This window comes from Actinomadura roseirufa, assembly GCF_900659635.1.
Taxonomy (GTDB): domain Bacteria; phylum Actinomycetota; class Actinomycetes; order Streptosporangiales; family Streptosporangiaceae; genus Spirillospora; species Spirillospora roseirufa.
Window position 1 is genome coordinate 1 of the sequence record NZ_CAACVB010000221.1, and the last position, 13154, is coordinate 13154.

The 13154-nt window shown below is 75.0% G+C and carries 2 protein-coding genes and 2 pseudogenes; all 4 read right to left on the reverse strand.

Translation table 11 applies throughout. The features are described from left to right. Positions 1–225: pseudogene (locus tag E1291_RS32010) on the reverse strand (cell division protein FtsZ); the annotation flags it as partial. A gap of 35 nt (positions 226–260) precedes the next feature. After that, a pseudogene (locus E1291_RS32015) lies at positions 261–1682 on the reverse strand (type I polyketide synthase); the annotation flags it as partial. Then, positions 1679–6847: a type I polyketide synthase gene (locus E1291_RS32020; RefSeq protein ID WP_131741818.1), complete on the reverse strand. Its 5169-nt coding sequence runs from the start codon at positions 6845–6847 to the stop codon at positions 1679–1681. The gene E1291_RS32020 and the pseudogene E1291_RS32015, both read right to left, overlap by 4 nt. An 11-nt stretch (positions 6848–6858) precedes the next feature. Continuing rightward, positions 6859–13077: a type I polyketide synthase gene (locus E1291_RS32025; protein ID WP_207401049.1), complete on the reverse strand. Its 6219-nt coding sequence runs from the start codon at positions 13075–13077 to the stop codon at positions 6859–6861. Positions 13078–13154: the final 77 nt, after the last annotated feature.

The window sequence follows — 13154 nt, forward strand, 5'->3', positions numbered from 1 at the left end:
CATGCCCGCTGCGATGAAGACCATGTCTGCACCATCCAGTGCGGCGCGCAGGGCTTCACGATCTTCTTCTGCCGCATTACGGCCAACTTCCGGGTTAGCGCCAGCGCCCAGACCTTTGGTAATGCCACCGCCGATCTGAATGGTCTGGCCAACGGCCGTCTTACGCAGTGCCTGTGCATCGGTGTTGACCGCAAAGAATTCAACGCCTTCGATGCGTTCACGCACCATATGCTCTACGGCGTTACCGCCGCCGCCACCGACGCCGCCTCGGCGGGAGACTCCTCCGGGTCTCCGGACGGGCGCGGCGCCTCCTCGATGATCACGTGGGCGTTGGTGCCGCTGACCCCGAACGAGGAGACCCCGGCCCGGCGGGGCCGGCCCGCGTCCGGCCAGTCCCGCCGCCCGGTCAGCAGCCGGACGGCGCCGGAGTCCCAGTCGACCTGGGTGGACGGCACGTCGGCGTGGAGCGTGGCGGGCAGCACGCCGTGCCGGAGCGCCTCGACGATCTTGATGATCCCGGCGGCCCCGGCGGCGGCCTGCGCGTGGCCGATGTTGGACTTGAGCGAGCCCAGCCACAGCGGGCGGTCCGCCGGGCGGTCCCGCCCGTAGGTCGCCAGCAGCGCCTGGGCCTCGATCGGGTCGCCCAGCGGGGTCCCGGTCCCGTGCCCCTCGACGGCGTCCACGTCCGCCGGCGTCAGCCCCGCCGAGTCGAGCGCGGCGCGGATGACGCGCTGCTGGGACGGCCCGTTCGGCGCGGTGAGCCCGTTGGACGCGCCGTCCTGGTTGACGGCGCTGCCGCGCACCAGCGCCAGCACGGGGTGCCCGTTGCGGCGGGCGTCCGACAGGCGTTCCAGGAGCAGGACGGCGGCGCCCTCGGCCCAGCCGGTGCCGTCGGCCCCGTCGGCGAACGCCTTGCAGCGGCCGTCGGGGGCGAGGCCGCGCTGCCGGGAGAACTCGACGAAGGGCGCGGGCCGCGCCATGACCGCGACGCCGCCGGCGAGCGCGAGCGCGCACTCGCCGTCGCGCAGGGCCCGCGCCGCCAGGTGGACGGCCACGAGGGAGGACGAGCAGGCGGTGTCGATCGTGACGGCGGGCCCCTCCAGCCCGAACGTGTAGGACACCCGGCCGGACACCACGCTGCCGGAGGTCCCGGTGCCGAGGAAGCCCTCCAGGTCACCCGGCACCTCCGCGAGGGCGGTGGCGTAGTCGTGGTACATGACGCCGGTGAAGACGCCGACGCGTTCGCCGCGCAGCGAGGTGGGCGCGAGGCCCGCGCGTTCGAGCACCTCCCAGGAGACCTCCAGCATGAGCCGCTGCTGCGGGTCCATGGCCAGCGCCTCGCGCGGCGAGATCCCGAACAGCGCGGCGTCGAAGTCCCCGGCGCCGCGCAGGAACCCGCCCCGCGTGACGTAGGAGGTGCCCGGCCTGGCGGGGTCCGGGTCGAAGAGGCCGTCCAGGTCCCAGCCCCGGTCGTCCGGGAAGGAGGACAGTCCCTCCCGTCCCTCCGCCACCAGGTCCCACAGGTCCTCGGGCGAGGCGACGCCGCCGGTGAGGCGGCACGCCGCCGCGACGATGGCCACGGGGTCGTCGGCGGACCGCCGGAGCCGCTCGTTCTCCTCCCGCAGCCGCTCGTTGTCGACCAGCGCGGCGCGGAGCGCCGAGACGATCCTGTCCTCGGTCATCGTTTCCCTCCCAGAGCCCGTTCCACCAGGTCGTCGACGTCCATCTCGGCGATCGCCGCGGCGATCGCGCCGGTCCCGGCGGGCTCGGCGGTCCCGGCCGGGGGTTGGGGCAGGAGCTCCTCCAGCAGCCGCCGGGCCAGGTCGGCGGGCGTCGGGTGGTCGAAGACGAGCGTGGCGGGCAGCCGCACCCCGGCGGCCTTGGCCAGCCGGTTGCGGAGCTCCACCGCGGCGAGCGAGTCGAACCCGAGGTCCTTGAACGCCTGTCCGGCGCCGACGGCGTCCGGGGCGCGGTGCCCGAGGACCGAGGCCGCGTTCCGCCGGACCAGGTCCAGCGCCGTGTTCGCCCGCTCGGCCTCCGTCAGCCCGGCGAGCCGTTCGGCCAGCGACCCGCCGGGCGCGCCGGACGCCGGCGGCGAGGCCGCGCGGGGCGGCCGAACCAGGCCGCGCAGCACGGGTGGCAGTTCCTCGTCTGCGGCGAGGCCGCGCAGCGCGGCGAAGTCGAACCTGGCCGGGACGACGACCGCGTCCTCCGCGGCGAGGGAGGCGTCGAACAGGGCCAGCCCTTCCGAGGTGGAGAGCCCGAGGAGGCCCGCTCGGGCCAGCCTGCCCAGCCCGGCCTCGCCCAGGTGCCCCGTCATCCCGCTCGCTTCCTCCCAGAGGCCCCAGGCGAGGGACACGGCCGGGAGTCCCTCGTCGCGGCGCAGCCGGGCCAGCCCGTCGAGGAAACCGTTGGCCGCCGCGTAGTTGCCCTGCCCCGCGTTGCCGAAGACCCCGGCACCGGAGGAGAACAGCACGAACGCCGCAAGATCCAAGTCCCGGGTCAGCTCGTGCAGGTGCCACGCCGCGTCCGCCTTGGGGCGGAACACCGCGTCGAGCCGTGCCCGGTCCAAGTCCTCCAGCAGCCCGTCGTCCAGGACACCGGCCGCGTGGACGACGGCGGTCAGCGGATGCTCGGCGGGAATCGCCGCGAGCACCTTGGCCAGGGTGTCCCGGTCCGCGGCGTCGGCGGCCACGACGGTCACCCGCGCCCCGGCCGCGCGCAGGTCCCCGGCCAGTTCGGCTGCCCCGGGAGCGGCCGGTCCGCGGCGGCCGGTCAGGATGAGCTCGCGGACGCCGTGCGCCTCCACCAGATGCCGCGCGACCCGGCTCCCGAGCGTTCCGGTGCCGCCGGTGACCAGCACCGTGCCGTCCGGGTCCAGGCGCCTCCGGGCCTCGGACCCCGCTCCGGCGCCGGCCAGCCGCGGGACGTGGGCGTGTCCGGCGCGCAACTCGACCTCGGGTTCGCCGGAGGCGATGACCCGCGGCAGCGACGCGCGGGCGTCCCCGGCCCGGTCCGCCGCCACCAGCACGACCCGGCCGGGGTGCTCGCGCTGCACCGAGCGCACGAGGCCCCGGACGGCCGCGGCGGCGAGGTCGCCGGGCGCGTCGCCGGTGAGGACGGCCAGCGGCCGGTCGCCGGAGATCCGCTCGCGCAGGAATCCGATCACGGCCCCGGCCAGCTCGCGGGCCCGCTCCGGGTCCGGCCCGCCACGGCCGGTGAGGTCGAGGACGTTCTCGTCCGCCGCGTGAGCCCGCGGGCCGGTGCCGGGTTCGGGAAGCTCGATCGGCACACGGCCGACCCGGTGGAGCAGGTCGTGGGCGGGTGCGAGCCGGTCCGGGTCCACCGGCCGCAGGATCAGGGAGTCGATGGAGGCGACGGGCGCGCCGTTCCCGTCGGCGATGGTGAGCGCGTAGCCGGACGAAGCATCCCGGAACCTCGCCCGCACGCGCAGCGACGTCGCCCCGGCCGCGTGCAGCCGGACCCCTCTCCAGGCGAACGGCAACGGGATCCTGCCGTCGCTCGGCACGTCCGCGCCGAGCAGGCTGGTGGCCTGGAGCGCCGCGTCCAGCAGGGCCGGATGCAGTCCGAAGGCCCCCGCGTCGAGCCCCTCGGGCGGCTCGACCTCGGCGAAGATCTCGTCCTGGAGCCGCCAGGCGGCGCGCAGCCCCCGGAAGGCGGGCCCGTATCCGTAGCCGTCCGCGGCCATCCGCTCGTAGAAGTCGCCGACGGGGATCGGCTCCGCGTTCAGCGGCGGCCACGGGACCGGTTCCGGGGCGCTCCGTCCGGCCGACAGGCGCCCGGTGGCGTTCCTGGCCCAGGGCCCCTCGCCCCGGCGGGAGTGGACGCTCACCTCAAGGTCGTCGACCACGACCCTGATCTGCGCTCCGTCCCGCTCGGGCACGGTCAGCGGGGTTTCGATGACGAGTTCGTCCAGCGTGCCGTCGCCGGTCTCGGCGCCCGCGTGCAGGGCCAGTTCCACCAGGGCCGCGCCGGGCAGGACGGTCGAGCCCGCGACGGCGTGGTCGGCGAGCCAGCCGTGCTCCCGGAGGGACAGGCGGCCGGTGAAGACCGCGCCGTCCGGCAGCGGGACGGCGGCGCCCAGCAGCGGATGCCCGGCGTCCTCCAGCCCGGCGGCGGAGAGGTCGCCGGATCCGCGCCCGCCCTCCAGCCAGTAACGCCGGTGCTGGAAGGCGTAGGTGGGCAGGTCCGCGCGGCGGAGCGGGGCGGGGCCGAAGGCGTCGCTCCAGTCGACGCCGATCCCGGCGACGTGCGCGTCCCCGGCCGAGCGGAGGAAACGGTCCAGGCCGCCGTCGTCGCGGCGCAGGGTGCCCACGGCGGCCGAGGGACCGGCGACGATCTCCTCGATGGCCGGTGTCAGGACGGGGTGGGCACTGACCTCGATGAACGCCCGGAACCCAGCGTCGCTCAACGCCTGGGCGGCATCGGCGAAACGGACCTGCCGCCGCAGATTGCGATACCAGTAACCACCGTCCAGAGCGGACGTGTCGAGCCACTGCCCCTCGACCGTGGAGAAGAACGGTATCCGCGACTCCTGCGGAGACAACCCCTCCAGCAAAGTCGCCAACTCGTCCTCGATCGACTCCACATGCGAGGTATGCGAGGCGTAATCGACCGGGACACGACGAACCCGTACGCCCTCGGCCTCGAAGTCCGACACCAGGTCGTCGAGAGCGCGGGGTTCGCCCGCCACCACCACGGACGCCGGGCCGTTGACGGCGGCGATCTCCAACCCGTCGGTCAGCCGCGCGGCCACCTTCTCCACCGGCAGCGCCACCGACACCATCCCGCCACGACCCGCAAGCCCACGCGCGATCGCCTGGCTGCGCAACGCCACCACACGCGCCGCGTCCTCCAACGACAACGCCCCCGCCACGCACGCGGCGGCGATCTCGCCCTGCGAATGACCGACCACCGCATCAGGGCGGATGCCGAACGACTCCCACAGCCGCGCGAGCCCCACCATCACCGCGAACGACACCGGCTGCACCACGTCCACCCGGTCCAGCGGGCCGCGCAGCGCCTCTGCCAGGGACCAGTCCACATGCGGCTTCAAAGCCGCCTCCACCTCCGCCAGCGCCTCGGCGAACACCACCGACTCCTCCGCCAGCCGCACACCCATCCCCACCCACTGCGCACCCTGACCAGGGAACACGAAGGCGGTCTTGCCCTCGACCTCCGCCGGTCCGGCCGGCTCGATCTCCGCCAGGCCCGCGAGCGCCTCGTCGCGATCACCGGCCACCACGACGGCCCGGTGGTCCAGATGGGCGCGGCCGGTGGCGAGGGCGTGCCCGATCTCGGCCGCCGTCAGGTCCGCGCGCTCGGCGGCGAACGACGCGAGCCGCTCCGCCTGCGCGCGCAGCCCGTCCGCCGTGCGGGCCGAGAGCAGCCAGGGCACGGCGTCCGGTACGGGCTCCTCCGGATCCTCTTCCCTGGGCTCTGGGACGGCCTGTTCGATGATGACGTGGGCGTTGGTGCCGCTCACACCGAACGACGACACGCCCACCCGCCGGGGCCGGTCCACCTCGGGCCAGCCGCGCTCCTCGGTCAGCAGCCGTACGCCGCCCGAGGACCAGTCGACCTGGGAGGTCGGCGCGTCGACGTGCAGCGTCCGGGGCAGCACGCCGTTCCGGAGCGCCTGCACCATCTTGATCACACCGGCCACGCCCGCCGCCGCCTGGGTGTGCCCGATGTTCGACTTCACCGACCCCAGCCACAGGGGACGATCCTCAGCGCGGCCTTGCCCGTACGTCGCCAGCAACGCCTGGGCCTCGATCGGGTCGCCCAAACGGGTGCCCGTCCCATGGCCCTCGACCGCGTCCACGTCCGCACCCGACAGACCCGCATTCGCCAACGCCTCACGGATCACGCGCTCCTGCGACGGACCGTTCGGCGCGGTCAGGCCGTTTGACGCCCCGTCCTGGTTCACCGCCGAACCCCGCACCACCGCCAGCACCTCATGACCATTGCGGCGCGCGTCCGACAACCGCTCCAGCACCAGGATCCCGACGCCCTCGGCGAGGCCGGTGCCGTCGGCGGCGTCCGCGTATGCCTTGCAGCGGCCGTCGGCGGCCAGGCCGCGCTGGCGGGAGAAGTCGACGAAGACCTCAGGGGTCGCCATCACGGCCACTCCCCCGGCCAGCGCCAGCGACGACTCGCCCGAACGCAGCGACTGCGCCGCCAGATGCAACGCCACCAGCGACGACGAGCACGCCGTGTCCACCGTCACCGCCGGGCCCTCCAGCCCGAAGGTGTAGGACACGCGGCCGGAGGCGACGCTCCCGGAGTTGCCGATGCCGAAGTAGCCTTCGAGGCCCTCGGGCAGGCTGCCGAGATTGTCCCGGTAGTCGTGGAACATCAGGCCGGAGAAGACGCCGACGCGCTCCCCCTTCAGCGAGGTCGGGGGGACGCCCGCGCGTTCGAGCGCCTCCCACGACACCTCCAGCAGCAGCCGCTGCTGCGGGTCGATCGCGAGCGCCTCGCGCGGCGAGACGCCGAACAGCGCGTCATCGAACCCGCCCGGGTCGGCGAGGAAGCCGCCGCCCGTGGCGTAGGTCCGGCCGGCGCGTTCGGGGTCGGGATCGTACAGGTCGTCGAGGTTCCACCCGCGGTCGCCGGGGAAGGCGCCGATCGCGTCACGGCCGCCGGCCACCAGCCGCCACAGGTCCTCGGGCGAGGAGATCCCGCCCGGCAGCCGGCAGGCCATGCCCACGATCGCGATCGGCTCGGTCCGGCGCGCCTCGGCCTCGTGCAGCCGGTGCCGGGTCCGCCGCAGGTCCGCGAGCACCCGCCGCAGGTAGTCGCGCAGCTTCTCGTCGTTCGCCATGTGCTCTTCCTTCACGCCTGTCCGAGTTCGTGGTCGATGAGCTCGAAGAGCTGGTCGTCACTGGCGGACTCCAGGTCGGGTCCGGGCTCGCCGGGCCCGGCGAGGCGGGCGGTCAGCGCGTCCAGCCGCGCGATGATCCGCTCGCGCAGCGCCCCGTCGCGCGGGGGTTCGCCGAGCGCGCCCTCCAGCCGTTCCAGGTCGAGCAGGACGGCCGGGACGGTCTCGCGCGGCCCGGCGCCGAGTTCGGCGGCCAGGTGCCCGGCGAGCGCGGCCGGGCTGGGGTGGTCGAAGACGGCGGTCGCCGGGAGCCGCACGCCCGTCAGCTCGGTGAGCCGGTTGCGCATCCGCACCGCGGTCAGCGAGTCGAACCCGCCGTCCTTGAACGCCTGGTCGGCGCGCAGGGCCTCGCCCGCGGCGCGGCCGAGCACGTCCGAGGCCGTGACGCGCACCAGGTCGACCAGTTCCCGCCGCCGGTCGTCCTCGGGCAGCCCGGCCAGGCGCTCGGCCAGTGTCCCGGTCGCGGTCTCCGCCACGACGGCGGCCGCGCGCGGTGCCGCCCGGACGAGGCCGCGCAGCAGCGCGGGGAGCGTCCCCTCGTCCGCGCGGCGGCGGAGGGCCGCGTAGTCGAGCCGGGTGGGCACCAGCACCGCGTCGCCGTCCGCATCACCGGCCGTGCGCAGCGCCAGGTCCAGCAGCGAGAGAGCCTCCGCCGATGACAGCGCGACCTGGAGTCCGTGGGCGAGCCTTTCGCGTCCCTCCTCGCCGAGATGGCCGGTGAGTCCGCTCGCTTCCTCCCAGAGGCCCCAGGCGAGGGACACGGCAGGGAGTCCCTCCTCGCGGCGCAGGCGGGCCAGCCCGTCGAGGAAGCCGTTGGCAGCCGCGTAGTTGCCCTGCCCCGCGTTGCCGAAGACTCCCGCACCAGAGGAGAACAGCACGAACGCCGCAAGATCCAGGTCTCGGGTCAGCTCGTGAAGGTGCCACGCCGCGTCCGCCTTGGGCCCGAACACCGCGTCCACCTTCTCGGGCGTCAGCGTCGAGAGCACGCCGTCGTCCAGGACACCGGCCGCGTGGACGACGGCGGTCAGCGGATGCCCGGCCGGGATCGACGCCAGGACATCCGCCAGTGCGGCCCGATCGGAGACGTCGGCGGCGACGACGCGGACGCGGGCACCCGCGGCGCGCAGTTCGTCCGCGAGTTCGCCGGCGCCCGGTGCCGCCGGACCCCGGCGCCCGGCGAGCAGCAGCTCGCGGACGCCGTGCGCGTCCACCAGGTGCCGCGCGACCAGGCCGCCCAGCGTCCCGGTCCCGCCGGTGATCAGCACGGTGCCGTCCGGGTCGAGGGCGGTCCCCTCTCCCGTGACCCGCGCCCGCGTCAGCCGGGGAGCCAGCAGCCCGCCCGAGCGGACCGCGAGCCGCGGCTCGCCCGAGGCCACCGCCGCGGGCAGCAGGGCCCGCGCCGCGTCCGGGTCGTCGGCCTCCACGAGCGTGATCGGCTCGGGGTGCTCCAGCTGCGCGGTGTGAACGAGGCCCCGCACGGCGGCACCGGCCGGGCCGGTACCGGTGAGGACGACCCTGGGGGGCGCGTCGGCGAACCGGCGCAAGGCCCGCCGGACCAGCGCGCGGGCCGCCTCGGGCGGCGGACCCACCGGGACCTCGGTGAGATCGAGGACGTCACCCGGCGCGACCGGTCCGGCGTCCGGCGCGGCCCGCACGGGGGTCCAGTCGATCCGGTGGAGGGCATCGGAGCCGGCGCTGGCGGCCGGCCGGAGGCTCAGCGCTCCGATCCCGGCGACGGGCCGCCCGGACCGGTCGGTGAGCGTGAAGGTCACCGCGTCGTCCCCCACCCGGCGGGCGTGCACGCGCAGCGCGGTCGCGCCGGAGGCGTAGGGCACGACGTCGGTCCAGGCGAACGGAAGGAGCGTGGCCCCGTCCGCGGAGCGCGGTGCCGCGCCGAGGTTCGCGGTCTGCAGCGCGGCGTCCAGCAGGGCCGGATGCAGTCCGAACCCGTCCGTATCCAGACCCTCGGGCAGCTCCACTTCGGCGAACACCTCGTCCGGACGCGCCCACGCGGCGCGCACGCCTCGGAACGCGGGCCCGTACTCGTATCCGCGTGCGGCCAGGTCGCCATAGAAGGAGTCGATCGAGACCGGCTCGGCTCCTGCGGGCGGCCACGGCACCACGGCCGGTGCGGGGGCGGGCGCGTCCTCCGACACCGTGCCGGTGACGTGCCTCGTCCACGGTCCGTCCGGTTCGGGACGCGAGTGGACGGTCACCGGCCGCCGCCCGGAGCCGTCGGCCGCCCCGACCGCCACGGAGATCCGCACGGCGCCCCGCTCGGGCAGTTCCAGCGGCGTTTCGACGACCAGCTCGTCCACGGCCGCGGCCCCGGCCTCTCCGGCGGCCCGCAGCACCAGCTCGGTGAAGACCGCGCCCGGAAGCAGGACCCGGCCGGCCACGGCGTGGTCGGCGAGCCAGGGACGGCTCCGGGACGACAGGCGCCCTCCGGCCAGCACTCCCCCGGTCTCCGGATCGAACGTGATCGTGTCCAGGAGCGGTTCGGAGGGCTCGATCCAGAAGCGGCGGCGCTGGAACGCGTACGTCGGGAGGTGCACCCGCCTGGCGCCGCCCGCCGGGTGGAGCGGCGTCCAGTCGACGGGCACGCCGCGTGCGTGAAGCTCGCCGAGCGAGAGCAGGAAGCGACGCAGGTCTCCATCGTCGCGGCGCAGGGAGCCCACCACCGCGGCCGTGCGGTCGTCGAGGATCTCCTCCACGCTCGACGCCAGGACGGGGTGGGCACTGACCTCGATGAACGCCCGGAATCCCGCGTCGCTCAACGCCTGGGCGGCATCGGCGAAACGGACCTGCCGCCGCAGGTTGCGATACCAGTAACCGCCATCCAGGGAGGACGTGTCGAGCCACTGCCCCTCGACCGTGGAGAAGAACGGTATCCGCGACTCCTGCGGAGACAACCCCTCCAGAAGGGTCGCCAACTCGCCTTCGATCGACTCCACATGCGAGGTATGCGAGGCGTAATCGACCGGGACACGACGAACCCGTACGCCCTCGGCCTCGAAGGCCGACACCAGGTCGTCGAGAGCGCCGGGTTCGCCCGCCACCACCACCGAGGCCGGGCCGTTGACGGCGGCGATCTCCAAACCCTCGGTCAGCCGCGCCGTGACCTCCTCCACCGGCAACGCCACCGACACCATCCCGCCACGACCCGCCAAACCCCGGGCAATCGCCTGGCTGCGCAACGCCACCACACGCGCCGCGTCCTCCAACGACAACGCCCCCGCAACATGAGCGGCCGCGATCTCACCCTGCGAATGACCGACCACCGCATCAGGGCGGATGCCGAACGACTCCCACAGCCGCGCGAGCCCCACCATCACCGCGAACGACACCGGCTGCACCACATCCACCCGATCCAGCGGACCACGCAACGCCTCCGCCAAAGACCAGTCCACATGCGGCTTCAAAGCCGCCTCCACCTCCGCCAGCGCCTCGGCGAACACCACCGACTCCTCCGCCAGCCGCACGCCCATCCCCACCCACTGCGCACCCTGACCAGGGAAGACGAAGACTGACTTTCCGATGACGTTCGCGGTTCCCGTGACCAGGGCGGGATCCGGCTCGCCGTGGGCCAGCGCCCCCAGAGCCGCCGCCGCCTCGTCGCGATCGGCGGCGATCACGACGGCCCGGTGGTCCAGCGCGGCACGGGTGGTGGCGAGGGCGTGCCCGATCTCGGCTGCCGTCAGGTCCGTGCGCTCCGCGGCGAACGACCCGAGCCGCTCCGCCTGCGCCCGCAGCGCCTCCGGGCCGCGCGCGGAGACCTGCCAGGCCGTCACCTGGGGTTCCTCGCCCGTGGCAGGGCTCTCGGCGGGTTCGTCCGGTGCCTGTTCGATGATGACGTGGGCGTTGGTGCCGCTCACGCCGAACGACGACACGCCCACCCGCCGGGGCCGGTCCACCTCGGGCCAGCCGCGCTCCTCGGTCAGCAGGCTCACGGCGCCGTCCGACCAGTCCACCTGGGACGACGGGGAGTCGACGTGCAGGGTCCTGGGCAGCAGCCCCGTCCTCAGCGCCTGGACCATCTTGATGACACCGGCGGCTCCGGCGGCGGCCTGGGTGTGGCCGATGTTCGACTTCACCGACCCCAGCCACAAAGGCCGGTCGTCCGAGCGGTTCTGCCCGTAGGTCGCCTGCAACGCCTGAGCCTCGATCGGGTCACCTAGTCGGGTGCCCGTCCCATGTCCCTCCACCGCGTCCACGTCCGCACCCGACAGACCCGCATTCGCCAACGCCTCACGGATCACGCGCTCCTGCGACGGACCGTTCGGCGCGGTCAGGCCGTTGGACGCCCCGTCCTGGTTCACCGCCGAACCCCGCACCACCGCCAGCACCTCATGACCATTGCGGCGCGCGTCCGACAACCGCTCCAGCACCAGAACGCCCACGCCCTCCGACATGCCGAACCCGTCGGCGGCGTCCGCGAACGCCTTGCAGCGGCCGTCTGCGGCCAGGCCGCGCTGCCGGCTGAAACCGATCACGCCCTCCAGCGTGGACATGACCGACACGCCGCCCGCCAGCGCGAGCGACGACTCGCCCGAACGCAGCGACTGCGCCGCCAGATGCAACGCCACCAGCGACGACGAGCACGCCGTGTCGACGGTGACGGCGGGCCCCTCCAGCCCGAGGCTGTAGGAGACCCGTCCGGTCAGGACGCTCGCGGCGTTGCCGGTGACGAGGTAGCCCTCGTCCGCCGCCCCGGCGCCGTTCGTCCCGTAGTCCTGGCCGTGCGTCCCGACGAAGACGCCGGTGGGCGTTCCGCGCAGCGACGCGGGGTCGACGCCCGCCCGCTCCAGCGCCTCCCACGACACCTCCAGCAGCAGCCGCTGCTGCGGATCCATCGCCAGCGCCTCACGCGGGTTGATGCCGAAGAAGTCCGCGTCGAAGTCCGCGAGGCCGCGCAGGAACCCGCCGCCCCGGACATACGTCCTGCCGGGCGCGTCGGGGTCGGGGTCGTAGACGCCGTCCAGGTCCCAGCCGCGATCGGCCGGGAAGCCGCCGATCGCGTCGCCGCCGGAGGTCACGAACCGCCACAGGTCCTCCGGCGTGTCCAGGTCGCCCGGGAACCGGCACGCCATCGCGACGATCGCGACGGCGTCCTCCCCGGTGGCGGGCGCCGCCGCGGTCCGCGCCCCGGCCGCCGCGGGCACGCCTCCGGAGATCTCGGTCCGCAGGTGCTCGGCGAGTCGGGCCGGGGTGGGGTGGTCGAAGACCACGGTCGCGGGGAGCCTGAGCCCGGTGGCCTCGGCGAGCCGGTTGCGCAGTTCCACCGCCGTGAGGGAGTCGAGGCCGATCTCCTTGAACGCGCGGCCCGGTTCGACCGCGTCGGCGCCCGCGTGCCCGAGCACGGCCGCGGCCGTCCCACGGACGACGTCGAGCAGGTCGGCCGCCGCCGCCGGATCCGCGGCGGCGGGCGCGGCGGCCTCCGCCCGCCGGGTCCGCTCGGGGACCAGGGCGCGCAGCAGCGGCGGGACGTCCTCGCCCGCGCGGACGGCGGCCAGGTCCAGCCGGATCGGTACCAGCGCCGGGCGGTCGCTCTCCAGCACGGCGTCGAACAGCGCCAGCCCCTGGCCGGCGGTGAGCGGACGCGTCCCGGAGCGGGCCATCCTCGCCAGGTCGGCGGCGGTGAGACGGCCGCCCATGCCGGCCGCCTCCTCCCACAGCCCCCACGCCAGGGAGACGGCGGGCAGTCCCGCGTCCCTCCGGTGCCGGGCCAGGGCGTCGAGGAAGGCGTTGCCCGCCGCGTAGTTGCCCTGCCCGGGGCTGCCGAACGTCGCGGACGCCGACGAGTACAGCACGAACGCGGCCAGGTCGAGGTCGCGGGTCAGCTCGTGCAGGTTCCAGGCGCCGTCCACCTTCGGCCGCAGGGCGGCGTTCCACTGCCGCGGCCCGAGGGAGGACAGAATCCCGTCGGCGACGACCCCGGCCGCGTGGACGACCCCGGTCAGCCGTTCCGCCACCGGTCCGACGATCTCGGCGAGGGCGGCGCGGTCGGCCACGTCCACCGCCGCCGCGCGCACCCGGGCCCCGAGCGCGGACAGCTCCGCGACCCGCTCGGCGGGGACACCGGACCGGGACAGCAGGACCAGTTCCGCGACCCCGTGCGCCCGGACCAGGTGCTCGGCGACGAGCCCGCCGAGCCCGCCGGTCGCGCCGGTCACCAGCACGGTCCCGCCCGCCAGCCGCGAGCGTTCCGGCGGTCGCGGGAGCGGCGCGCGGGCCAGCCGCGCGACCAGGG